We start from the raw sequence: 23,740 nt of genomic DNA, 5'->3' as shown, positions 1-23,740 counted from the left end.
GGTGTTTTTGTCAGGTTTGTCGCTATCTCACCCGCTTATCCACGCAAAATCCCCCGGAAGGTATCACCACCACCAGGACGAGCTTTGCAAGAATAATTACTGAGTTGATGTTCATAAAAACGACAATCTGGCCTGAATTAGCAAAAGGAATCTGTGTAGAATCTACCCCACGATTTGATCAGGTTGCAACCGTTTCGACCTTTTATTTTCAGGCTAGTGTCGCTTTCGGGCCATGGTTCACCCAATACAGGCTGTGTAGGTACTTAATGAGCAAAGTAAAATGGAGTTCGCTGGGTCTGTCTGTGATCATTGTAATTGCCCTGATTGTCTGGATGGCGACAGGTGAAGTCAAAGAGGCAAGCACCGATGCCCCCGCAGAGCCTGAAGCTGCGCAACATGCACTTACAAGGGTTGAGGTTACAACACTTAACGCGCAGGTATATGAGCCAGGGCTTTTGCTTCAAGGGCAACTGGAACCCTGGAGTTCGGTAATGTTGAGTGCCCGGGTAGCGGGCACAGTAGAAAGCATTGCGGCTGAGCTTGGCGATTCGGTAAAGACTGGAGATGTACTCTTGACCTTATCCGAAGATGGCCGTGGTGCGGGGGTTCAACGCTGGCAGGCGCGGGTGAAGAAACTTGAGGCTGATCTGGCTGCGGTGCAGAGGCTGGGCTCAAGAAATCTCGCTTCGCAGTCGGAGGCTCTTGGTGTGGAAAGCGATCTGGCGGCTGCCCGGGCAGAGTTGGAGAGCGCTCAGCTTGAGGTTTCCCACCTCAGGCCCAGGGCCCCGTTTGATGGGGTGATAAACCGCAAAGAGGTTGAAACTGGCAGCTTGGTTCAGGTTGGCTCGCCCTTGTATGAGTTGGTGCGTACCGACCGGCTCAAAGCCAAAGGGCAGGTGCCCCAGCAGTCTGCTGCCCAAGTGGCACCTGGCCAGAAGGTGCGGGTGCGCCCCCTGGATGGAGACGCTCTCGATGGCGTGGTTACCTTTGTAGCGAGCGCTGCAAACCCTGAGACCCGGAGTTTTGCAGTAGAGATTTCCGTTGAAAATCCGGACCAAAAACGCATAGCGGGCGGTAGCGCCAACCTCCGTGTTGCACTGCCGGATGTCCAGGCCACGTTTATCTCTCCGGCCTACCTTTCCCTCGGAGACGACGGGCGCCCGGGTGTGAAATATGTTGATGATCAAAACCAGGTGGTTTTTCGCACGGTGACATTGCTCAGTGTGTCCACAGAGGGCGCTTGGGTTACCGGTTTGCCGGACGAGACTCGCCTGATTACTCGTGGTGGAGGCTTTGTTAAAGAGGGCGAGCGAGTCGAGCCTGTAGACGCTTCCGAAGAGCGGGGCTAAGCCGTATGCACGCACTCATATATGCGGCCATAGATCGCAGTCGCACTACTCTGCTTACGCTATTTTTCCTGACACTTGGCGGCATTGCTGCGTTCCAGATTATCCCCCGGGAGGCTAATCCCGACGTTACCATTCCCATGATTTATATCTCCATGGCACTGGAAGGTATAAGCCCGGAAGATGCAGAAAGGCTGCTGATTCGCCCCATGGAACAGGAGTTGCGCTCTTTGGAGGGCGTAAAGGAAATGCGTGGTACCGCCTCTGAAGGGCACGCCTCGGTAATGCTGGAGTTCGATGCCGGGTTTGACCCCGATACAGCTCTTCAGGACGTTCGGGAGGCCGTGGATACGGCCCGTAGCAAACTCCCCCGGGAAGCTGACGAGCCAAGCGTCAATGAAATAAACGTCTCGTTGTTTCCTGTACTTTCCATCGGTCTTTCCGGGCCGCTGTCTGAACGAGAGCTGATTACAGTTGCCCGCGGGCTACAAGATGCCATCGAGGCGATTCCAGAGGTGCTCGAAGTTGATATTGGAGGCGACCGGGAAGATTTGCTGGAAATTGTAGTAGACCCTCAGGTGCTGGAAGGCTACGGCGTCGATTTCGACCAGCTTGGCAATCTGGTCACCCGCAACAACCAACTGGTGGCGGCAGGATCGCTGGATACAGGCAATGGTCGTATGACCCTGAAAGTGCCCGGTGTTATCGAGAATATTGAAGATGTTATGTCCATGCCTCTGAAGGTAGATGGCGATACGGTGGTGACCTTTGGAGACGTCGCCATGTTGCAGCGCACCTTCAAAGACCCGACCGGGTTTGCGCGCATCAATGGTGAGCCTGCACTTGTGCTGGAAGTATCCAAGCGCAGTGGCGCTAACATTATTGAAACCGTGGCCCAGGTACGTGAGCTGATTGCCCGGGCACAGCCGCTGCTGCCGGAAGCCCTGGAAGTGCGCTACATCATGGATCAGTCTGATGAAGTGCGCGACCTGCTGAGCGATCTGCTCAACAACGTACTGACTGCCATCGTGCTGGTTATTATTGTGATCATTGCCGCTATGGGGCCGCGTTCAGCCTTGCTGGTAGGGTTGACCATTCCCGGCGCCTTCCTGACAGGCATTCTCGTTATCTGGTCCATGGGGCTTACCCTCAATATCGTGGTGCTGTTCAGCCTCATTCTGGTTGCCGGCATGCTGGTGGACGGAGCGATCGTAGTATCTGAACTGGCAGACCGAAACCTGTCTGACGGGCATACCGTAAAAAGTGCTTGGGCGGAGGCTGCAAGCCGCATGGCCTGGCCGATAATTGCCTCAACGGCAACTACCCTGGCGGTGTTTGTTCCGCTTTTGTTCTGGCCAGGTGTTGTGGGCGAATTCATGAAGTTTCTGCCCATTACCGTGATTATTTGCCTGGTTGCTTCTCTTGCCATGGCGTTGGTGTTTTTGCCGGTTCTGGGGGGCGTGAGTGGTGGTCGCCGTGCTCGCACGGTCAGTGAAAGCGGACGAATGATGCATGGCTATCGCAGGTTGCTGTCCACACTCCTGTCCCACCCAGGCCTTACTCTGGTGGGCGTGCTTGGCGTGGTTGTGGTGATCTATATCGCCTATGGCAAGTTCAATTATGGCATTGAATTTTTCCCCAGCGTGGAACCGGATTCTGCTCAGGTGCAGGTGCGAGCCCGGGGCGACCTGTCTGTTCTGGAACGGGATGCCATAGTCCGACAGGTTGAAGGCCGGTTACAGGGCATGCCGGAAGTAAAAGCGGTGTACGCGCGCTCGATGCTGAACGCCAGCACTCAGATGGCTCCGGATGTGGTTGGAGTGCTTCAGTTCCAATTTACTGACTGGTTTACCCGCCGCCCCGCTAGTGCCATTCTGGATGATTTCCTTGCGCGCACCCAGGATATTCCGGGTATCGAGCTGGAATTTCGCAAGCAGGAAAATGGCCCGGCTGGGGGCAAACCGATAGAGCTTCTGATCAGTAGTCGAGATAGCAGCAAGCTCAACGGATACGTGGATCAGATCGAGGATCAAATGCGCGCCCTGGGTGGCTTTGTGGACATTGAAGATGACCGCAGCCTGCCTGGTATTGAATGGCGTCTTGAAGTAGATCGCGAAGCCGCCGCCCGTTTTGGAACCGACGTGCTGAGCATTGGCAGTGCTGTTCGCCTGGTTACCAATGGCCTGGTGCTGGCCACCTACCGGCCCGAAGATGTTCGTGATGAGGTGGATATTGTTGTGCGGGTTCCCGGCAACTGGCGCGAACTCGACCATTTGCAACGCCAGACCATCAATACGGCGCGGGGGCAGGTTCCTCTATCGCAGTTTCTTGATCTGCAACCCGGAAACAAGACAGGCAGCATTTCCCGGGTAGATGGTCAGCGAACGGTTACCATCAAATCGGATATTGGCCCAGGGGAACAAGTGGACAGCTTGCTAAAAGCTTTACAGGCCAAGCTTCCTGAAACGCCCGACGGCGTATCGGTTAAGTTTGCCGGGGAAAATGAAGATCAGCAGCAGGCATCCAACTTCCTGATAAGCGCATTTTTGATTGCAATTGCCATGATGCTGCTCATTCTGGTGACTCAGTTCAACTCGTTGTACCAGAGCTTCCTGATTCTTTCTGCGATTGTACTTTCAACGGCCGGCGTTCTTCTCGGGTTGCTGTTGAACGGCCAGTCGTTTGGCATCGTAATGGTGGGCATGGGTATTATCGCGCTGGCGGGCATTGTGGTGAATAACAACATCATTCTGATCGACACCTATAATCAAATGAAGAAAGATGGCATGGCGGCATACGAGGCGGCATTGGAAACCAGCTGTCTGCGTTTGCGCCCTGTGCTGCTTACCGCAATTACTACCGTGCTGGGCTTGATGCCGATGGTTTTGAGCGTGAATGTCGATCTGCTTACACCGTCGCTTGGGCTGGGGGCGCCATCAACACAGTGGTGGGCGCAGCTGTCTAGCGCCATCGCTGGCGGCCTGGCATTTGCCACCATTCTCACCTTGCTGCTTACACCGGCCATGCTGGTGCTGGGTGATCGGGTGGGGGAAGCTGTGCGGAGGAAAACCGGGCGTATGTGGCCTGCGGATTAAAGTGCCGGGGCGATTTATGGGCAATATTGTACAAAGCTGTACAGATTTGTAGCGTTTCTTGTCGATTTGCGCCTTATGGTAGGAAGTGCAGGCAAATGCATGATCCTGAGGCCATACTGGGTAAGAAGCCGACAGCGGCACACAAGCCCGTGTGTGATTGGAGCCAGCTTTGAAACGAGACTTCCGGTTACCTTGCCTGCTACTTTTGCTGCTGACGTCCATCTCGGCGTTTTCTGCGGAACAGACAGCTGTATGGAGTGAATATTCCAAGCGAGTAGAACTTTCTCGTTACGTGGATTATTGGCAAGAGCCAGATGAGGCCACCGATATTTCGCACGTTGCAGGGTTAAGCGCGGATGCCTGGACGCGCAACGGCAGTGATAGCGTTAACCTGGGTTATGGCCCACAGGTATTCTGGTTTCGCGTGGCCCCGGAAAACGCCACTGCGAGTGAAGCCAACACCTTTCTTGAGATTGGCTATCCGGTTCTTGATCACATCGAGGTTTACTTCAAACCGGATGACCAGAGCCAAAATGTACTGGTATTGGGCGACAAACAACCGTTTTACGACCGTCCCATTCTGCACCGCAATTTTGTTGTACCTTTAACACTCGCGCCCTTTGAGAAAGCTGAGGTTTACCTGCGTGTAAAAACCACCAGTTCCATGCAGATTCCTTTAACGCTTTGGAATCAGGATGCGTTCTATTCGGTGGAGCAGTCCCGAAGCATGTTTGAGGGGCTATACTACGGCATTGTGTTGGTCATGATTTTATACCACGTATTTGTTTTTCTCGCCGTTGGCGAGAGGAGCTTTCTGCACTATGTGGTATTCATGGCGGCGATGCCGTTGTTCCTGGCTAGCCTTCATGGTGTGGCTTTTCAGTATTTATGGCCGGAAGCAATATGGTGGAATGATCAGGCTATCATCGTTTTTTTGAGCCTGACTGTTCTATTTGGCTCATCCTTTACTCTTGCATTTATCAACGTTACCCGGAAAAACCACCCCCTGCTGAACCGGTGGACGCTCTGCATTGCCGGGGCCGCAGGGTTGATGGCGGTGGCTGGCTTGTTGGTGCCGTACCAGTATCTGATTTTGCCGACAATATTGTTGGCGGTTATCGGTTGCTCAACCCTGTTAATACTCAGCATTGTCCGGTGGGTGAAAAAGGATCCAGCGGCACGGTATTACACTTTTGCATGGGTGTTCATGTTGTTTGGCGGCATTGTTCTGGCCATGAGCAAGTTCACCATGTTGCCCCGTAACCTACTGACAGAAAATGCAACGCAGATTGGCTCCGCCCTTGGCGTAACGTTACTGTCAATTGCACTGGCAGACCGGCTGAATAAAGACAAGAAGCGAATTTTTGAGGCCCAGCAGGGAGCATTGCGAGAGGAGCGTAAGGCCCGGATTGCACAGGCTAAAACCCTGGAAATACAACGCGAAGCTAATGTGCTGCTTGAAGAAAGAGTACGGGAGCGTACCCGGGATCTTGAGCGCCTGAACGAGCAGTTGCTTGAATTAAGTTCCACGGATGCACTCACAGAGCTAAAAAACCGCGGCCACTTTGATCGGGCATTCCAGACGGAGGTGGTGCACGCCTACCGATATCAGGAGCCACTGTCGCTTCTGCTTTTGGATATCGACCACTTCAAACAGTTTAACGACAGCCATGGCCACCTGGTGGGTGATGATTGCTTGAAGATGGTGGCCCGGTGTGTACGCCAGTTAGTTACCCGGCCACAGGATATGGCTGCTCGTTATGGTGGTGAGGAGTTTGTTGTTCTGCTTCCAAACACACCGCACAAAGGCGCCCTCGATGTTGCCGAGCGAATTCGTAAGGCAGTTGCAGCTATGGCGTTTGAGCTATCCGGCCAAACACTTCACCTGACCGTCAGTATCGGAGTGTGCACGGAACTGCCAGATAATGCAGGTGCCACGGAGGTACTTTTCAGCAGGGCGGATGAAGCCTTGTATCAGGCGAAGGCCAATGGCCGTAATTGTGTTGTGGCTTGGGCCACGCCCAGTGAGGACGCGACACCGGCCACTACTCAGGCGTGACTGTATTCAGCAGTAGCCCAGGGTGAAAACTCGGACTCCAGCGCGAATGCAAGCTCCAGCAGCGTTCGCTCATCCCCGAACTTGCTCATGAGCTGCACTGAAACAGGCAGATTCTCTGGTGTCATAGCCATGGGTATTGATATGGCAGGCGTGCCAGTAACGTTTGCCAGTGGGGTGAAATTGGCATACTGCGTGAGGCGCTCAAACAGTGTGTCAAAGGGCACTTTTGAGCTCAGGTGGCCCAGCTTTGGAGTGGTGTGGCCCAGAACCGGTGTCAGTACCGCATCATAGGCCGACATGGCCTCAGCAAACTCGAACCTGGCGCGGCGCAAGCGCCACAGCACTGCTGGCATCTTCAGGAAACCTCGCTTGAACATTCTGTCCAAACCCTGAGTCAAACCGTCTACCTGCCGTTTGTCGAACCCCGGGTGCGTTATTTTGCGGCCGTTGAGTTTCATGCCAAAGGCCAGCAATCCCCAGTACATTGCAAAATCATCGGGGAAGCTCGAGTTTGCAGGTGTGTCTACAGGCTCAAGATGGTGGCCTTGGGCTTCCAGTTTTCGGGCAGTGGCTTCGACAACGCGCCGTGTCGTGTCATCAGTTTTGTGACCGTTAATAGAGTCAATAACCAAGCCAATCCGCATCGGCTTGCCAGATGGGCCTTCCACTTTTCCAATGGATGGTAATTTCGGGTTGCGGTAATACCGCTCTGCTTCATAGATGAAATTGGCTGTATCCCGAACGGTGCGAGTAACTACACCATCACTGAGAATATCAATGGGGAGTGACTTTGAAGCGTCGTTCTCGATCACACGCCCACGGGACGGCTTGAGCCCTATGAGCCCGCAAACAGCCGCCGGAATCCGTATGGAGCCGCCACCGTCGTTGGCATGGGCAATGGGAACGGCGCCGCTTGCCACGAGTGCTGCCGCGCCACCTGATGAGGCTCCGCTGGAGTATGCCAGGTTCCAGGGGTTGCGGGTGGGGGCATCATGCACCGGCTCGGTTGAAGCATTAAATCCGAACTCCGGCATGGTGGTCTTTCCCATGCAAAGATAGCCTTGGGCCAGCATCTGTTCCGCAAAGGGGCTCGTGTGCTTTACGAGGTGTCCGGCAGGCACCGCGGCTGATCCCTGGCGTGTTGGCATTCCCGCTACGTTCGTATTGTCTTTTATAAAGGTAGGGACGCCGGTGAAAAACGGCGCCTCTGCCAGGTCAGATTTACTATCCAGTTTGGCAGCGGTTTCCAGCATCTGTTGATAGCGTTCCGCAACAACACCGTGAACCAGTGGTTCGGCTTTATGCAACCGGGCAATAGCAGCCTGGGTCACTTCGGAAATTGATACGTCCCTACGGCGGATACGCTCTGCCAAAGCGGTCGCGTCGTCGTTCCCAAGAGCGTCATTGGTAAAGGTGTTGGCGGTTTTCGGGGCGTCAGAAGCGGACATTCGAGGCATCTCCATCATAATTTGCAGCAGTTCTCCGGGGAGCTGCTTTCCTGGAGGCATACTCTACTCGAACGCAAAATATGACGACATGTCATTTCAGGTATGAGTGCAAAAACCCGTTATGTTTAACGGGCTTTTGCGAGGGGGTTGACGGAATCAGGTTCTGGCTTTTCGGGATTCCTTGATAACGTCGTAGGCATGGGTGATTTCTTGTGTGCGCTCTTCGGCCATTTCGCGCATGCTCTCCGGCAGGCCGCGTCCGGCAATCTTGTCGGGATGGTTTTCACTCATGAGTTTGCGGTATACCTTTTTAAGCTCCGCGTCGCTGATGGATGGTGAAACACCCAAAACCTTGTAGGCATCGTCGGTTTGCTGAGCCGTAGATCGCTGGCTGCCGGTCTGGCCAGCGTGCGCGCCGCGCAACATGGCTTCCAGTTGATCTACCTGGCTTTCGGGCAGGCCAAGCCCGCGTGCTATGCGGACCAGCATTTCGTGTTCTGCCGGGTGGACTACACCATCCGCAGCGACAGCAGACACTTGTACCTGGAGGAACATCTGCAATATAGCGGGTTGGCGACCGCTGATAGCCAGGAAGTGTCTTAGCTCTGCATCCAGATCAAAATTTTTGGCTTTGCCCCGGCTGAATGCGGCTTTTGCAGCTTCTCTTTGGGCCTCATTAAGGCGGAAGCGCACAAACATGGCTTCGGCCATCTGTATTTCGTCTTTTGAAACAACTCCGTCGGCCTTGCACAGTGCACCCATGACCGCAAACACAGATTCAATGAAACCGGATTGAATGCCTTGAAGTTTGCCAATCAGGCGGCTTTTAGCGCGGTTAAGCAGAAAAGCGCCCAGAGCAGCCCCCACTAAAAATCCGGGGAACTTGCCAAAGCTGTAACCAATCAAACCACCAATGATCATCGCAAACAGCATTAAAACGTCCTTAGGGGATAATGGATCAGACCACAGAATATACGTGTTTTTTTGCGAATCTTCATGAACAGGCTTTCATCCAGCCGCTCTATTTTCTCGGAAAAACGAGTTGGTAGTGGTTTGCTTACTGTAGCCAGGCCACCAAAAGCCCCGCTGCCAGTGACAGCAGCATAGGCCCTGCCACATAAAGCCCTATTTGCCGGTTGCCGATCACCCAGGCCATGCCCGATTTGATCAGGTTGTTGGTGGCCGCCGCAATAACGATGCCGAGTACCGCAGCATCCATTGCCAGGCCATTGTTGGACATGCGAGTGAGGGACAGGGTAATCGCATCCACATCTGCAATGCCCGAAGTGGCGGCCAGCATATAGATGCCGGTATCGCCCAGCCAATCTTTCAGGAAGTCCCCAAGCAGCAGGATGGCTGTCAGCAGCATGCCGAAAACCACCGCGGATTTCAGATCCAGCGGGTTTTGGTTGAGCGTTGGCTGGCTGATCTCGCCGGTTTCGGAATTTCTGTGCCAAATGAAGATAGCGGGCACATAAAGCAGCAATGTCATAACGGCCACGGGCCAGACCAGGCTGGGCAGTAAATCCCGATTGATCACAAAGCAGTAAACGAGGATGCGCGGGAACATGGTGCCGCAGGCAATCAGAATACCGGTGGCGAACTGGGCGTTCAGAGCCGGGTGTTTGTCGGCTTGGCGGGCAAAGTGTAAGGTCAGGGCGGTGGAAGAGCTTAAGCCGGCAAACAGGCTGGTAAACAGAATGCCTTTACTGGTCCCCGCCATGCGCATGGCGAAATAACCTACGAAGGAGATGGATGCAATCATCACCACCATCCACCAGATTTCCCGAGGGTTGAGTACGCCACCTGGCCCCATTGGCTCGTTCGGTAGCAGTGGCAGCATCACCACTGAAATGACCAGCAGCTTGAGCGCCGCATCCAGTTCGTGGGCCTTCAGCTTGTGCACCCATCCGTGAATTTCGTCCTTATTGTCCAGAATAATAGCGGTAATCACAGCCGCAGTGGTTGCTATCACCGGATCGACGGCCACGGCTATAGCGCCAAAGCAGAAGGTGAGCACCATGCTGACCATACCGGTAATGCTGAAGTTCCGGATATGATCGAGCCGTTCGCTGTAGGCCACAATGGCCATCGCTACAACGCTCAGAAGAAGCACAGGAAATGCCCAGACGGTGATTTCCTCTGCCAGAACCGCAGAAATGCCACCCAAAAGACCAATAAGGGAAAAGGTTCGAATGCCAGCTATGCGCTCGCCAGATTTCTGCTCGCGGGAGCCCCAGCCTCGCTCCAAGCCTATAATGGCACCCAATAAAAGTGCCACCGCAAGGTTCAGTGTGGTCTCATTTGTGGCCAGAAACTGGGATGCAACGTCATCCATGAACGAAGGTAGCTCATTTATAGTGGGTGTTGCCGTGATAATAGCAGTCAGCAAGGCCGGGAGAACAGGCGCACTTACGCCGGAAGCGGTATTTTGGTAGAATTCGCGCCCTTTATTTTGCCGTAGTGCGCACTTCATATGACGGCAATCACGTGTATATCAATCTGAGCAATCTTCCGGGTACCCAAAGCTATGGTAAATACAATGAAAGCCGAATGGTTTTCCAACATCAAGGGCGATTTGCTCGCCGGGATCGTAGTGGCCCTTGCGCTGATTCCGGAAGCGATTGCTTTCTCGATCATCGCAGGAGTTGACCCCAAAGTAGGGCTCTATGCTTCTTTTTGTATTGCCGTAATCATTGCGTTTGTAGGTGGCCGCCCGGGCATGATTTCTGCTGCAACCGGCGCTATGGCGTTGTTGATGATCACCCTGGTGAGGGAGCACGGCTTGGAATACCTGATGGCCGCCACGCTGCTTACTGGAGTGATTCAGATAGTGGCCGGCTGGCTGAAGCTGGGCGGTTTGATGCGATTTGTCTCGCGCTCCGTGGTAACCGGTTTTGTAAACGCTCTGGCAATCCTGATCTTTATGGCCCAACTTCCGGAACTCACGAACGTAACTTGGCATGTTTACGCCATGACGGCAGCCGGCCTGGGCATTATCTATTTGTTCCCCTATGTGCCCAAGTTGGGGAAACTTTTGCCCTCGCCATTGGTTTGTATAGTATCCCTGACGATTGTGGCGGTAATCTTCAATATCGACGTGCGCACAGTGGGCGACATGGGTGAGTTGCCCGACACGCTGCCAATTTTTCTCTGGCCAGATGTTCCTCTGACTCTTGAAACCTTGATGATTATCCTTCCGTATTCCATTCCACTGGCGGTTGTGGGCTTGCTGGAATCCATGATGACCGCCACTATTGTGGATGATCTCACTGATACCGAAAGCGATCGTAACCGCGAGTGCCGGGGGCAGGGCATTGCCAACATAGGATCTGGCCTGTTTGGTGGTATGGCAGGCTGTGCGATGATTGGGCAATCCGTTATCAACGTAAAATCCGGGGGTCGCGGTCGGCTTTCCACGTTCACCGCAGGTGTGTTCCTGATGGTAATGATCGTGGTGCTGGACGACATACTGGTGCAGATCCCAATGGCTGCACTGGTGGCCGTAATGATCATGGTGTCTATCGGCACCTTTTCCTGGGAGTCCATTCGCAACCTGAAAAGCCACCCCCTCTCTACCAATATAGTGATGCTGGTTACCGTGTGTGTTGTAGTGGTCACCCACAACCTGGCGCTGGGCGTGTTTGCCGGTGTGTTGCTTGCGGCACTGTTTTTTGCCAACAAGATTGGTCACTTTATGGAAGTTAAGTCCATTCTTGATGAGACCACGGGCACGCGTACTTACAAGGTAACGGGCCAGGTGTTTTTCAGTTCTTCGGAAAAGTTTGTTGCATCGTTTGATTTCCGTGAAGTGGTCGATAAAGTGGTGATAGATGTTAGCCGTGCGCATTTCTGGGACATTACCGCCGTGGGTGCGCTCGACAAAGTGGTTATCAAGTTCCGCCGCGATGGCGCAGAGGTGGAAGTGATTGGCATGAACGAGGCCAGTGCCACCATCGTTGACCGCTTTGGTGTGCACGACAAGCCGGAAGGCATTGATCAGTTGATGGGCCATTAATATGCAAAATACAACAGAAAACATTCAGGACCGCTTGCAGGTAGTGGCCTGCATTGATGGCTCACCCGCAGCGCCAGCGGTATGCGACTATGCAGCCTGGGCTAGCAAACATATGGATTCGCCACTGACCCTCCTGCATGTGCTGGATCAGGAGCGGTATCCTTCAGAGCCGGACCTGGCCGGAAACATTGGGCTGGGTAGTCGGGAGCAACTTCTGGATGAGTTGGCTCAGCTTGACCGTAAGCGAGCCAAACTGGCTCTTGAGCACGGTGATCACATGCTGGACGAGGCAGCCCGCAGGCTTGAGAACGCGGGTGTCGGCGAAATCAAAAAGCGCCAGCGCCATGGTGATTTGACCGAATCCTTGTTGGCGCTGGAAGATGAAACCCGTCTGATAGTGATGGGCTTGCAGGGAGAAAGCAGCTCTGATCGGGGCTCCCGCATAGGAAGCCAGCTGGAAACGATTATCCGCAGTGTGCATCGCCCGATCCTGCTTGTACCTGAAACCTACTCAACGCCCAGTACAGCCATGTTAGCATTTGATGGCAGTGCCACTGCGTTTAAAGGCGTTGAGTTGCTGGCGGGTAGCCCGGTACTGAAAGGCGTGCCATTGCACCTTGTAATGGTTGGGGCAGACACTGCTGAGCACAGAGGCCAGCTGGAGAAAGCAAAGCAGATGCTGGAAGTGCTTGATACTGAAATCACCCTGACCATTTTGTCTGGTGATGTGGAGCAGGCGCTGCACAAGTATCAGGAAGAGCAAAATATAGACATCATGGTTATGGGTGCATACGGCCACTCCCGCATACGGCAGTTTTTTGTTGGCAGTACCACTACCAATATGCTGAGAACTGCAGAAAAGCCATTGGTTATTCTGCGCTAATCGCCAGCTATTAGCCTTCTGCTACACCACCCATGCCCATTCACGGGGCTAGGGGTGGTGTTTTACGACATCTGGGGCGACAGCTCAGAGCCCCAGTCTTTCTGCTACGAAATCCACATCTTTATCGCCACGGCCAGACAGGTTAACCAGAATCGAGTGTTCCTCTGACAGGCCAGGTGCAGTTTTAATTGCCCAAGCTACAGCGTGAGCGCTTTCAAGGGCAGGAATAATGCCCTCTACCCGCGATAGCATCATAAACGCGTCCAGGCATTCAGCATCGTCTGCACAGGCATATTCCACACGGCCCAAATCTTTCAGATAGCTGTGTTGCGGGCCGCTACCCGGGTAATCCAGGCCGGAAGCAATAGAGTGAACCGGCATTGCGTTGCCTTCGTCATCCTCCAGCACATAGCAGGCCATTCCGTGTATCTGGCCAGGCTTGCCCAGCGTCATGGTGGCGGCATGGCGGTCGGTATCCAGGCCTTCACCGGCCGGCTCCACACCGACCAGTTTTACGCTTTCGTCATTGAGAAATGCGGTAAATATGCCCATGGCATTGGAGCCGCCCCCTACGCAAGCAGCTATGTAATCCGGAAACTTCTTGTAGCGCTCCATGAACTGCTCGCGAGCCTCGCGGCCTACAACCGATTGAAAGTCACGGACCATGCCCGGGAAAGGGTGGGGGCCAACAACCGAGCCAATGGCGTAAATATAGTTTTGCGGGTCTTTCAGGTACTCGTCAAAAGCGCTGTCGACGGCATCTTTAAGAGTGGCGGTGCCGCGGGTTACTGGCACCAGAGTAGCGCCCAGGATTTTCATTTTGGTGACGTTAGGGTGTTCTTTGGCAATATCCACAGTGCCCATGTGGATCTCGCAAGGGATGCCCACAAGAGCGCAGGCGGTCGCAAGAGCTACACCGTGCTGGCCGGCGCCCGTCTCCGCTATCACCTTGGTTTTGCCCATGAATTTGGCTAGCAGGGCTTCACCCAGACAGTGATTGATCTTGTGCGCACCCGTGTGATTAAGATCTTCCCGCTTCAGATAGATACGCGCCCCGCCAAGCTTTTCGGATAAGCGACGAGCGTAGAAAATCGGGCTGGGGCGGCCTACATAGTCTGATAGCAGATAAGCCAGCTCATCCTTAAAATCTTTGCGTTGGCGGATTTCCTGATAGGCAGCACTGATTTCGTCCATTACCTGTTTCAATTCCGGCGGCACAAACTGCCCGCCAAATTCGCCAAAAAAGCCTTGTGCGTCGGGGAGGTTATCGTACGGGGAAGGTGCGCTCATAAACGATGTCTCATATGAAATTATGGATCAATAATAGCGCTCAGCCTGAGGGCACTCAATGCTGATGGGATGGAGTGAGCTAACTGTAAACCCCAATCAGGCAGCGCTTCCGGCTGCCACTCCTGAAGCCCACGCCCATTGAAAATTATGCCCGCCCAAATGCCCCGTTACGTCTACAACTTCACCGATAAAATACAGGTTCGGATGCTCAAGCGCCGCCATTGTTTTTGATGAGAGTTGGCGGGTGTCCACACCGCCCAGGGTCACTTCCGCTGTTCGATAGCCTTCTGTTCCCGCCGGCTTCACTGTCCATTGCCCTAGCGTCTCAGACACCTGTTCAAGGTCACTGTTTTTGTAGCCCTGAAGAGGGCCGCTCCAGCCATGAATTTCGTTGAAGGCTTGTGCAAAGCGCTTGGGGAGGTGCAGAGCCAGGTATTGGGCAATGGTGGATTGAGGCCTCTGTTTGCGCAGGGCCAGAAGATCTTCAAGGATGTTGCGATCTGGTAGCAGGTTGATGGTCAGAGGGTCGCCAGGTTGCCAGAAGCTGGAAATTTGCAACATGGATGGGCCGCTCAAACCTCGATGCGTGACCAGCATGGGCTCGCGGAAGTTATGGTTATTGCAGGCCGCATCAACAGGGCAGCTTACGCCGGATAGAGGGGCCAACTGCTGTTTCAGTTCCGGGTGCAGGGTGAAAGGCACCAGCCCGGCCCGGGTGGGGAGGACATCCAGGCCGAACTGCCGGGCAACCTCGTAGCCGAATCCTGTGGCGCCCATGGTGGGGATGGATAAGCCTCCGCAGGCGATGATCAGAGATGTGCAGGCCAGGGTGCCTGAACTGGTATTAACCCGGTAGCTGCCATAGCTTTGTGCAATGCTCTTCACGTTGGTTTTCATGCGAATTTCTGCACCGGCCCATTCGCATTCCGTGAGCAACATGGCGACTATGTCTTTCGCGCTGTCTTTGCAGAATAGCTGACCGGCGGCTTTCTCTTCGTGCTCAATGCCATGGCGTTCAACAAGATCCAGAAAGTGCTGGGGGGTGTAGCGCTTCAGGGCAGAAATACAGAACCGTGGATTGTCCGACAGGAAGTTTGCGGCCGTGCTGTTGAGGTTGGTGAAGTTGCAGCGCCCGCCGCCGGACATGAGGATCTTTTTTCCCGGCTTATTGGCGTGATCGATTACCAGCACTTTGCGCCCGCGATAGCCGGCAGTGGCGGCGCACATCAGGCCGGCGGCGCCGGCACCGATAATCACTACATCGTACTGGTTACTGGAACTTGCCGTCATTACTGCCTGCCGATTGGTTTATGTGGCGCGCAGTATACCAGCCTCGGAGCTGCCGTATGGCTCATTCCAGATGAACAGTGCCTTCCATATAAAAGGCCACCTGCCCGGCAATCGCAACGCGATCGCCTTTCAGTTCACAGCGTAATAGACCGCCCCGTGCAGACAGTTGCCGCGCCTCCAGCTTTGTTTTGCCGAGTTTTTCTGCCCAGTAGGGCACCAGAACACTGTGGATAGAGCCGGTAACCGGATCCTCATCAATTCCGGAGCCAGGCGCAAAGTACCGGCTGACAAAGTCGGCGGTGTCACCGGGTGCAGTGATGATCACGCCTTGATTGCCCAGTTGTTTGAGCTTTCGCATATCCGGCTGCGCCGCTTTCACAGCTGCCTCGTTTTCCAGGACAACCATGTAATTGGTGTCGTTCGGCACGTAAAAAGCCGTTGCCGGCGTGCTATCCAGAGCTTGGCTGATGATTGGCGGTGTGTTCTGTTCTTCAGTTTTCAGGTTCGGGAAGTCCAGAACCAGCCAGTTATCCGGGGTTTGGTGAACGCCTAAAATACCGCTGCGAGAGCCAAAGCGTATCTCATCTGACTGCCACCCCAGTTTATTGAAAATAACCCAGGCGCTGGCGAGAGTGGCGTGGCCGCAAAGGGGTACTTCAACACTGGGAGTGAACCAGCGTATATGAAAGTCTGCGCCATTGGTGCCGGATTCCCGTACGAAGAATGCGGTTTCTGCCAAGTTGTTCTCGGCGGCCAGTGCCTGCATGGTGTCGTCCGGAAGCCACGCCTCCAGAGGCATGACCGCGGCAGGGTTCCCTTTGAAGATCTCGCTGGCAAAAGCGTCTACCTGGTAGATGGGGTAATTCATGTTCTGTTCTCTGGAAGCAAGTGTTTAGCGTAGTGGTGGCCTTTGTAGCTGGCAAACTGCGCCAGCTCATTCTCGCTGTAAAAGTGCAGCTCGGGCAATGGATTGGTGTGTGTTACTACCCAGTGCTTCTGGCCGGACTGGCGTATAGAAAACCCGAGGTCTTCCAGCCATTGGCGGTTGGTGTTCAGGTCTTCACCGTACAGTGCGGGCGCGCTGGGGTTGAGGCCAAAAAGATTGCTTCGGGTAGCGGTCAGAGCCTGACTGTTTGCGATGCCCATGATGAAACTCCTTCTTCTGATTTTCGATGTTGTTATTGTCTTCCTGAACTGACAGCCATAACAGATTCAGATAATCTATTTTTGAACCGGTACAGAGCTAAATATTGCCGCTCTGTACTGATGTGTTTTCCGGGTATCTGTACCGTTTCGGTTTGGTGCGGATCTGTTGCAATGGGCGTGCTGGCTGTCCGAATGGGCAAATGATTTCTTGATTGGGTGAGGTGGGCAGTATGGGGGCTCTATACAACCAGGTGGCAGACAGGCTTCAGTCGCTGATTCAGGACGGTGTCTACCGGGATGGCGACCGCCTGCCGGGCGTGCGGGTGTTGAGTAAACAGTACGAAGTGAGTATTTCAACTGTGTTGCAGGCGCACCAAACACTTGAAGCTCGCGGCTATCTTCAGGCCCGGGAGCGCAGTGGCTACTTTGTTCGCTTGCCTGCAGTCGATGCCCCGGAGCCAGTCATGGGCAGGCTCAGGATTCGCCCGGCGCCGGTAACGGCCCGCGAGATGACTCTGGAATTGTGCGCTGATGAGCAAAACCGCATGGTGCCGCTCGCTACTGCCATTCCCCATCCGGAGTTCTTGCCGTTGCGACAGATTCAACAAAGTACGATTTGGGCGGCCCGGCGGGGCCTTGAAACACTGGATTACGCTTTTCCCGGAAAAGCGTCATTCCGCAGGCAGATTGCGCAAAGGATGGCGACGATTGGTGTTCCGGTTACGCCGGATGATGTGCTGGTTACCAACGGCGCTCAGGAAGCCATCATTCTGGGTTTGCGCGCCGTCACTCAACCGGGGGATATAGTGGCGGTTGAGTCGCCCTCGTTCCCGGGTATTCTTCAGGCTTTGGAAGTGGTTGGGTTAAGGGCGATGGAAATACCGACCCACCCATCCGACGGGCTCAGTCTTGAAGGCTTGCAGCTGGCCCTGGAGCAGTGGCCTCTGAAAGCCTGCGTAGTGGTGTGCAATCACAGCAACCCCATGGGCGCACGGATGCCGGATGAGCGCAAAAAACAGTTGGTGTCTATGCTTGCTGCCGCTGGAGTGCCGTTGATAGAAGATGACATTTACGGAGATCTTTATCATACCGGCGAACGCCCAAAGCCTGCGAAAGCCTTTGATCGCACGGATAATGTTATCTACTGCAACTCGTTTTCCAAAACCATTTCGCCGGGGTTGAGACTGGGCTGGATGTTGCCCGGGCGATACATGGCTGGTGCTCGGCAGCAGAAGTATTTTTCCAATCTGGCAACATCTTCGATCCCGCAATTGGCAGTGGCGCACTTTCTGGAGCAGGGTGGGTACGATCGTTATTTGCGCTCGGCACGGCAGAATTATCGGGAAACCACAGAGCGTATGAGAGCGGCAGTTGCGCGGTCATTTCCTGTGGGGACTGCGGTCAGCAGGCCACAAGGCGGCTTTGTACTCTGGGTGCAGCTACCGGCAGGCGTTTCTGGCACTCGGGTTTATCATCGAGCGCGGGCTGAAGACATTAACGTGGCTCCGGGCCTGATGTTTTCCATATCAGACAAGTTTGAGTCTTGCCTGCGGCTAAACGGTGGCAATCCCTGGAACGAGCGTATCGACCAGGCCATCGCCAGGCTGGGCGCGCTGGCCCATGAGGAGCTAGCGCAGGTTTGATGGGTCAAGCAGACCAGCGGTGATGGCTATGCCCGTAACATCGGGCAGCCGCTCCGCACCCAGTCGCTTCATTACACGGGCCCGGTAGAGGTCGATGGTCTTTACACTTACACCCAGTTGATCCGCAATCTCGCGGCTGGTGTAGCCTTGGGCCATAGGCAGGAATACATCCCGCTCCCGGCGTGTAAGCGTCGAAATGAGCGCATCAGCCCGTTCGTCGCCCAGTTGCAGATGACTGGATTGATGATGAGCTTCCAGTGCCTGCTGCACGCTGTCGAGAAGTAGCTGCTCGTTGAATGGCTTCTCGATGAAATCAAAGGCACCGGATTTGAACGCGCGCACCACAATTGGCACATCCGCATGGCCGGATACGAAAATGATTGGCAACTCAATGCCGCGCTTTTGCAGCTCTTCCTGAACGTTCAGCCCGCCGAGTCCCGGCATCCGCACATCCAGCACCACGCAGCCGCCCCGGCTATCGCCCAGGGCATCCAGAAACTTGCGCCCGTCGCTGTATGCTTGCACGTTCAAGCCAACAGACTCCAGTAACCACTGGGTAGATTCCAGCATGCCAGCATCGTCATCAACAACGTAAACGGTGGATGTCTCCTGGGAGGGATCGTTACTCATCGGGTGCAGTCTCCGTGCTGGGTATACGTTTGTGAGCGGGTGCGGTCGGGAAGCGGCAGGTCAGGGTAAGGCCACCGTTTGATGCAGGACGTGCATCCAGAAAGCCACCAAAGCCTTCAATAATGGAGCGGCTCATGGAAAGCCCCAGTCCAAGCCCTTGGGGCTTGTTGGTGTAAAACGGCTGAAACATCTTCCGGATTTCCTGGTCATCAAGGCCTGGCCCTTCATCCGTGACGTCAATCAGCGTTTCACCTTCGCTATTTATGGATGCTGAGAGCATCAGGCGGGAACCCGCGCTGGCTCCTTGGGCGGCGCGCGCTTCCATATTTGCTTCCATGCCATTACGGATCAGATTAATCAGTACCTGCTCCAGCAATACCTGATCTGCAATGATTGTGGGCTTGCTGTCGGCCGGGGTGCAGATTATCTCTACATCGTGTTTATCTGCCTCCCATTGGCAGAGTTGGGCAACTTTTGTGAGGGTTTCGTTTAGCTGAACTTCTGCTGTGCGTTTCCGACCTTTACGAAGGAAGGCTCGGAGGTGCTTGATCACTTCCGAAGCGCGATTGGCATGGTGGATGATCTTCTCCAGGCCATCGTCGACACGCTCAAGATGTTCAGGATGTGTGCGGGCGTTTTTCAGGTAACGCTGGCTGGCGCTGGCAAAGTTAACGATGGTCGCCAAAGGCTGATTCATTTCGTGGGCAATGCTGGAAGCCAGTTCGCCAAGGGCCGCGAGTCTTGCGGTACGCGCAAGTTCATCGGCCAGCCTTCGGTTGTTGTCCTCTGAGGCAACTCTGGCGGTGATGTCTCTGGATACACTGACCACCTCAACAACTGCCCCTGTGTAGGTTTCTCTGATGGCCCGGCTTGCGATTTCGAACCAACGTTTGCTGCCGTCACGGTGGGTCAGGTCCAGAGTCATGGTGGCGTAGCCGTCATCTCGCAAGCGATTGCGGGTCTCGGTTAACTGTCGCATAGAGCTATCGCTCTGAAATATGTCTTCCAGTAGCCGGCCCCGAAGCTCTTCCGGCCAGTAGCCGAGGAGGCGCCATGAAGCCTGTGTTGCATCTATGAAGCGCCCGTCGGGAGCATGCCGCGAAATAAGGTCGGTGGTATTTTCTGTGATCACCCGGTATAGGCGGTTCGATCGAATGGCCTGATCCCGGTTAAGGACATCGTTTGTGGCATCCCGGCCACGGGCCAAAACCTCAGAGGTTTCCAGGCAGGGGACAAATGTCCACAGAAGGATCGTGTCGTTGATGCGGGCTTCTACGTCTTCGATGGCTCTGGCTTGTGTCAGCGACGCGGTAACCAGTGCCTGAGTATTGGTTGGGAGGGTGGCTGATGGGCCTGTCAGGCCATTTTCCTGCCACAACCTGTCAGCGGCGAGATTGCTTTGCAAAGTTTTGGCAGAGCTATCCAGTATAAAGCTGGGTTGCGGGTCTGCATCGGACAAGCTAAAACTCATAGTAGCCATCGATTCTATCGTGTTGGGGTGCGGTATAGTAATTACACTATAATACCTTGGTGTAATTTCTAGTATTACCTCTATTAAATAAGATTCTCTCTATAAGAAGTCATAGCTACTCTAGCTGCTTTTCCAAATACGACACAAGAACAATAGGCTCATAAAGAGGAACACCCCATGACCTCGATCTTCGATCAGGGCCTTGCGCCCCTTGATGCCAATTACGCTGTTCAATCCCCGATTGATTTTATCGAACGCACGGCAAGCGTCTACCCTGACTACCCCTCCATTATCCACGGAGCTGTTCGCTATAACTGGGCGCAGACATACGACCGTTCACGGCGCCTTGCATCTGCGCTAACAGGGCGAGGTATCAAGCGGGGAGATACCGTGGCGGCCATGCTGCCTAATATTCCCGCCATGGTGGAGTGTCATTTTGGAGTGCCTATGATGGGCGCGGTTCTGAATACACTGAATGTGCGCCTGGATGCAGAGGCTATTGCCTTCATGCTTGAGCATGGCGAAGCCAAGGTGGTAATTGCCGATCGCGAATTTGGTGAGGTAGTTCGCGATGCGGTGAGCCGTCTGAAAAACAAGCCGCTGATTGTTGATGTGGATGATCCGGAATACGGCGAAGGGGTTCAGGTCAGCGATTTGGACTATGAAGCCTTTCTGCAAGAGGGCGACCCGCAGTTTCAGTGGAGCTTTCCGGACAACGAATGGGACGCGATTTCACTGAATTACACCTCCGGCACCACCGGCAACCCCAAGGGTGTGGTTTATCACCATCGCGGCGCCTACATCAACGCTCTGGGTAACCAGGCGGTTTGGTCCATGGGTATGCACCCTGTATATCTGTGGACACTGCCTATGTTCCATTGTAATGGCTGGTGTTTCCCCTGGACGATTACCGCCATGGCGGGCACTCACGTGTGCTTGCGCCGGGTAGATCCTGAAAAGATTCTGCAGCTGATCAAAGAGCATCAGGTTACGCATATGTGCGGCGCGCCGATTGTTCTTAATGCGCTGTTGAACGTGCCAGCTGAGTCCAAGGCGGGCATTGATCACGAAGTTCGTTCCATGATTGCAGGTGCTGCGCCACCGGCCCAGGTTATTGGTGCCGTTGAAGAAATGGGCATCAAGGTGACCCACGTGTATGGCCTGACAGAAGTGTATGGTCCGGTAACCGTGTGTGCGTGGAAATCTGACTGGGATGAACTGCCGTTGCACGATCGGGCCAAAATCAAAGCTCGTCAGGGTGTGCGCTATCACACCCTCGCCGGCACCATGGTGGGCGATCCGAATACCATGAAAGCGGTGCCCAAAGATGGCAAAACCGTGGGTGAAATCTTCCTGCGCGGCAACACCGTTATGAAAGGCTACCTGAAGAACCCCAAGGCTACCGAGGAAGCATTCCGCGGTGGTTGGTTCCATACCGGGGATCTGGCTGTTTGGCACGAAGACGGCTACATGGAAATCAAGGATCGCCTGAAGGACATCATCATCTCTGGTGGTGAGAATATCTCCACCATTGAAGTTGAGGATACGCTGTACCGACACCCGGCTGTTCTGGAAGCCGCGGTAGTGGCCCGCCCGGATGAAAAGTGGGGCGAGACACCCTGTGCATTTGTGACCCTCAAACCAGAAGCAGGTGATCTGAGCGAGGAAGATATTATCAATTTCTGTCGTGAGCACCTGGCTCGCTTCAAAGTGCCCAAAACAGTCATTTTCTCGGAGTTGCCCAAGACCTCTACAGGCAAGATCCAGAAGTTTCTGCTAAGGGATCAAGCCAAAGAACTGACCTGACCTCCTTGACCGGCAGTTTCAGCCCTGGCACTGCCGGATAAAGCTACAAAAACAACACAAAACAGGCATGCGTAAATAACGTGTGCGGGAGACCCTGCTATGCAAATGTTTCACCGTAAGACCGGGGAAGAACAGCCGTATTGGCCTGCCGGCCCTTTTAAAGTTCGCCTTCCTTTTGTTCATTACCGCTGGGAATTTGCGGAGATGGTTCAAGCTTTGATCATGTTTGTGGTCAGTCTTGCCATGATTCCTCTGCTGCAAAAATACCTGGGTGTTCCCTACGATGTTGCCTTGGCTTATGCCGTGATCTGCGGCATCGGGTTTATGCTGCCTGCCTTGTTGGGCGTTCCTCTGGTACCAGGCTGGATAACGCCGGGCATCCCGGTGGTGTTGCTTTTCCTGAGTGATTATGAGCCTGGCCCCGACGCCATTCAGGCTATGTTTGCTCTGCAGTTCCTTGTGTTTATCATTTTCCTTTTCCTCGGCGTTACCCGCCTGGGAAGCAAACTGGTGGATCTGATTCCCCGCTCCATGAAAGGCGGCATTATTATCGGTGCGGGTATTGCGGCACTGATGGGAGAGATTGAAGTGGGCGGCCGAGTGGCCAATACGCCTATATCGCTCATTGTTGGCGGTCTGGTTTGTTTGTATCTGATGTTCTCTGTGTCGTTCAAGGGCTTTGTTGAGAGCAACTCTTTTGCTCGCAAAATTGCCAACTACGGCATGGTTCCAGGCATGATCGTGGCTATTCTCGTGGGATTCGCCACGGGTGAATACGATGTGCCAAATGTTGAGTGGGGTATTACCAAACCGGCCTTTGACGAGTTGTGGAACTACCTGCCATTTACGGTTGGCTTCCCCGACCCCAAAATATTCCTTTATGCCATTCCAACGGCGATCATTGCCTACATTATCGCCTTCGGCGATATCGTGGTGGGGCAGTCCCTGATGAACCGTGTGGATCATCTTCGTAAAGATGAAGACATCGATAACAGCATCGACCGTGTGCACCTGGTAACCGCCATTCGTAATGGTGGCCACGCATTCTTCGCGCCATACCCCGGCCTGGCAGGCCCAATATGGACGGCCGTGACTGCAACCATGGCCGAGCGTTACAAGTATGGCCGCAACGCTATGGATTCAATCTACAGTGGTGGCGGTACCTTCTGGATCACTGGCTTTATCGCCCTGTTTATTCTGCCGCTGGTGAGCTTTTTCCAGCCGGTTCTGCCCATTGCACTGTCCCTGACTCTTTTGCTGACCGGTTATATCTGTTTGATGGTTGGTCTGGAACAGCTGGAGAACAACACCGAACGCGGAATTGCGGGCACCATGGGCGTGGTATTGGCGGTCTATGGAGCAGGTTGGGGCCTTGGTACCGGCGTGGTTCTTTATCTTTTGATTGAGCGAACCAAACTGATCGGCTTTACCCCGGATCCGGAAGCTCCGGGAGCCACAAAAACCGATAAATCCTGAGTGCTTGGTCCCTGGTTTTTAGCGGGGACCATCAAAAAAGTGATCTGCAAGACTTTGGGAGGCTAATAGCCTCCCTTTTTTGTGTCGGCTTTTTAACTATTCCTGCTTTCAGCACGCTGACGATGTGTCATTTTGTGAC

General features: G+C 54.2%; 17 protein-coding genes. 8 read left to right on the top strand and 9 right to left on the bottom strand.

Translation table 11 applies throughout. The annotated features are described in order from the left end of the window. The first annotated feature begins 266 nt into the window (after window positions 1–266). The 3 genes from FE848_RS05565 (at window position 267) to FE848_RS05555 (ending at window position 6,500) form a co-directional block, all read left to right on the top strand. Window positions 267–1,349: an efflux RND transporter periplasmic adaptor subunit gene (locus FE848_RS05565; protein ID WP_200201774.1), complete on the top strand. Its 1,083-nt coding sequence runs from the start codon at window positions 267–269 to the stop codon at window positions 1,347–1,349. A gap of 5 nt (window positions 1,350–1,354) precedes the next feature. Next, window positions 1,355–4,441, top strand: a complete 3,087-nt coding sequence (locus tag FE848_RS05560) for an efflux RND transporter permease subunit (protein WP_200201773.1) — start codon at window positions 1,355–1,357, stop codon at window positions 4,439–4,441. Between the two features lie 169 nt (window positions 4,442–4,610). Then, a complete protein-coding gene (locus FE848_RS05555) occupies window positions 4,611–6,500 on the top strand; it encodes a diguanylate cyclase (protein WP_227715185.1) in 1,890 nt (629 codons plus the stop codon). Here FE848_RS05555 and FE848_RS05550 read toward each other — a convergent pair. From FE848_RS05550 to FE848_RS05540, 3 genes are all read right to left on the bottom strand, one after another. Continuing rightward, the gene (locus tag FE848_RS05550; RefSeq protein ID WP_200201772.1) at window positions 6,491–7,948 is read right to left on the bottom strand and encodes an amidase; all 1,458 of its coding nucleotides are present in this window, start codon (window positions 7,946–7,948) and stop codon (window positions 6,491–6,493) included. The genes FE848_RS05555 and FE848_RS05550 overlap by 10 nt on opposite strands. A 156-nt stretch (window positions 7,949–8,104) precedes the next feature. Beyond that, the gene (gene djlA / locus FE848_RS05545) at window positions 8,105–8,881 is read right to left on the bottom strand and encodes a co-chaperone DjlA (RefSeq protein WP_200201771.1); all 777 of its coding nucleotides are present in this window, start codon (window positions 8,879–8,881) and stop codon (window positions 8,105–8,107) included. A gap of 124 nt (window positions 8,882–9,005) precedes the next feature. Further along, the gene (locus tag FE848_RS05540; protein WP_200201770.1) at window positions 9,006–10,286 is read right to left on the bottom strand and encodes an MgtC/SapB family protein; all 1,281 of its coding nucleotides are present in this window, start codon (window positions 10,284–10,286) and stop codon (window positions 9,006–9,008) included. 192 nt (window positions 10,287–10,478) lie between these two features. On the opposite strand from FE848_RS05540, the gene FE848_RS05535 reads away from it, so the two are divergent. Next, on the top strand, window positions 10,479–11,966 hold the full coding sequence (locus tag FE848_RS05535; protein ID WP_200201769.1) for a SulP family inorganic anion transporter: 1,488 nt from the start codon (window positions 10,479–10,481) through the stop codon (window positions 11,964–11,966). A 1-nt stretch (window position 11,967) separates the two neighbouring features. Continuing rightward, a complete protein-coding gene (locus tag FE848_RS05530) occupies window positions 11,968–12,849 on the top strand; it encodes a universal stress protein (RefSeq protein ID WP_200201768.1) in 882 nt (293 codons plus the stop codon). 84 nt (window positions 12,850–12,933) lie between these two features. Here FE848_RS05530 and trpB read toward each other — a convergent pair whose 3' ends face one another. From trpB to FE848_RS05510, 4 genes are all read right to left on the bottom strand, one after another. Beyond that, window positions 12,934–14,139: a tryptophan synthase subunit beta gene (gene trpB / locus FE848_RS05525; RefSeq protein ID WP_200201767.1), complete on the bottom strand. Its 1,206-nt coding sequence runs from the start codon at window positions 14,137–14,139 to the stop codon at window positions 12,934–12,936. A gap of 96 nt (window positions 14,140–14,235) precedes the next feature. Beyond that, window positions 14,236–15,429: an NAD(P)/FAD-dependent oxidoreductase gene (locus tag FE848_RS05520; RefSeq protein WP_200201766.1), complete on the bottom strand. Its 1,194-nt coding sequence runs from the start codon at window positions 15,427–15,429 to the stop codon at window positions 14,236–14,238. A 61-nt stretch (window positions 15,430–15,490) separates the two neighbouring features. Further along, a complete protein-coding gene (locus FE848_RS05515) occupies window positions 15,491–16,297 on the bottom strand; it encodes a PhzF family phenazine biosynthesis protein (RefSeq protein WP_200201765.1) in 807 nt (268 codons plus the stop codon). Then, a complete protein-coding gene (locus FE848_RS05510; RefSeq protein ID WP_200201764.1) occupies window positions 16,294–16,575 on the bottom strand; it encodes a hypothetical protein in 282 nt (93 codons plus the stop codon). The genes FE848_RS05515 and FE848_RS05510 overlap by 4 nt, the downstream gene beginning before the upstream one ends. Before the next feature lie 230 nt (window positions 16,576–16,805). On the opposite strand from FE848_RS05510, the gene FE848_RS05505 reads away from it, so the two are divergent. Beyond that, window positions 16,806–18,218 carry a PLP-dependent aminotransferase family protein gene (locus tag FE848_RS05505; RefSeq protein WP_200201763.1) on the top strand — a complete coding sequence of 471 codons (1,413 nt, stop codon included), beginning with the start codon at window positions 16,806–16,808 and terminating at the stop codon, window positions 18,216–18,218. Here the strand turns inward: FE848_RS05505 and FE848_RS05500 are convergent. Continuing rightward, a complete protein-coding gene (locus FE848_RS05500) occupies window positions 18,204–18,848 on the bottom strand; it encodes a response regulator transcription factor (protein WP_200201762.1) in 645 nt (214 codons plus the stop codon). The two genes, FE848_RS05505 and FE848_RS05500, sit on opposite strands and share 15 nt — an antisense overlap. Then, complete coding sequence (locus FE848_RS05495; RefSeq protein WP_200201761.1) at window positions 18,841–20,319, bottom strand: sensor histidine kinase; 1,479 nt, start codon at window positions 20,317–20,319, stop codon at window positions 18,841–18,843. Before FE848_RS05495 ends, FE848_RS05500 begins: the two co-directional genes overlap by 8 nt. A 177-nt stretch (window positions 20,320–20,496) precedes the next feature. On the opposite strand from FE848_RS05495, the gene FE848_RS05490 reads away from it, so the two are divergent. Further along, complete coding sequence (locus tag FE848_RS05490; protein WP_200201760.1) at window positions 20,497–22,125, top strand: acyl-CoA synthetase; 1,629 nt, start codon at window positions 20,497–20,499, stop codon at window positions 22,123–22,125. A gap of 99 nt (window positions 22,126–22,224) precedes the next feature. Then, window positions 22,225–23,601, top strand: a complete 1,377-nt coding sequence (locus FE848_RS05485) for a solute carrier family 23 protein (protein ID WP_200201759.1) — start codon at window positions 22,225–22,227, stop codon at window positions 23,599–23,601. Window positions 23,602–23,740: the final 139 nt, after the last annotated feature.

The sequence above is a fragment of the Marinobacter sp. 1-3A genome (genome assembly GCF_016597775.1).
In the GTDB taxonomy this organism is placed as follows: Bacteria; Pseudomonadota; Gammaproteobacteria; order Pseudomonadales; family Oleiphilaceae; genus Marinobacter; species Marinobacter xiaoshiensis.
Note: the sequence above shows the minus strand (reverse complement) of the source record. Positions and strands in the feature narration are given on the sequence as shown.

Excerpts from the sequence above, each read along its gene's own strand:
- FE848_RS05565 (WP_200201774.1), top strand. The coding sequence starts at position 267 with ATGAGCAAAGTAAAATGGAGTTCGCTGGGTCTGTCTGTGATCATTGTA.
- FE848_RS05560 (WP_200201773.1), top strand. The coding sequence starts at position 1,355 with ATGCACGCACTCATATATGCGGCCATAGATCGCAGTCGCACTACTCTG.
- FE848_RS05550 (WP_200201772.1), bottom strand. The coding sequence starts at position 7,948 with ATGTCCGCTTCTGACGCCCCGAAAACCGCCAACACCTTTACCAATGAC.
- djlA (WP_200201771.1), bottom strand. The coding sequence starts at position 8,881 with ATGCTGTTTGCGATGATCATTGGTGGTTTGATTGGTTACAGCTTTGGC.
- FE848_RS05540 (WP_200201770.1), bottom strand. The coding sequence starts at position 10,286 with ATGGATGACGTTGCATCCCAGTTTCTGGCCACAAATGAGACCACACTG.
- FE848_RS05535 (WP_200201769.1), top strand. The coding sequence starts at position 10,479 with ATGGTAAATACAATGAAAGCCGAATGGTTTTCCAACATCAAGGGCGAT.
- FE848_RS05530 (WP_200201768.1), top strand. The coding sequence starts at position 11,968 with ATGCAAAATACAACAGAAAACATTCAGGACCGCTTGCAGGTAGTGGCC.
- trpB (WP_200201767.1), bottom strand. The coding sequence starts at position 14,139 with ATGAGCGCACCTTCCCCGTACGATAACCTCCCCGACGCACAAGGCTTT.
- FE848_RS05520 (WP_200201766.1), bottom strand. The coding sequence starts at position 15,429 with ATGACGGCAAGTTCCAGTAACCAGTACGATGTAGTGATTATCGGTGCC.
- FE848_RS05515 (WP_200201765.1), bottom strand. The coding sequence starts at position 16,297 with ATGAATTACCCCATCTACCAGGTAGACGCTTTTGCCAGCGAGATCTTC.
- FE848_RS05510 (WP_200201764.1), bottom strand. The coding sequence starts at position 16,575 with ATGGGCATCGCAAACAGTCAGGCTCTGACCGCTACCCGAAGCAATCTT.
- FE848_RS05505 (WP_200201763.1), top strand. The coding sequence starts at position 16,806 with ATGGGGGCTCTATACAACCAGGTGGCAGACAGGCTTCAGTCGCTGATT.
- FE848_RS05500 (WP_200201762.1), bottom strand. The coding sequence starts at position 18,848 with ATGAGTAACGATCCCTCCCAGGAGACATCCACCGTTTACGTTGTTGAT.
- FE848_RS05495 (WP_200201761.1), bottom strand. The coding sequence starts at position 20,319 with ATGAGTTTTAGCTTGTCCGATGCAGACCCGCAACCCAGCTTTATACTG.
- FE848_RS05490 (WP_200201760.1), top strand. The coding sequence starts at position 20,497 with ATGACCTCGATCTTCGATCAGGGCCTTGCGCCCCTTGATGCCAATTAC.
- FE848_RS05485 (WP_200201759.1), top strand. The coding sequence starts at position 22,225 with ATGCAAATGTTTCACCGTAAGACCGGGGAAGAACAGCCGTATTGGCCT.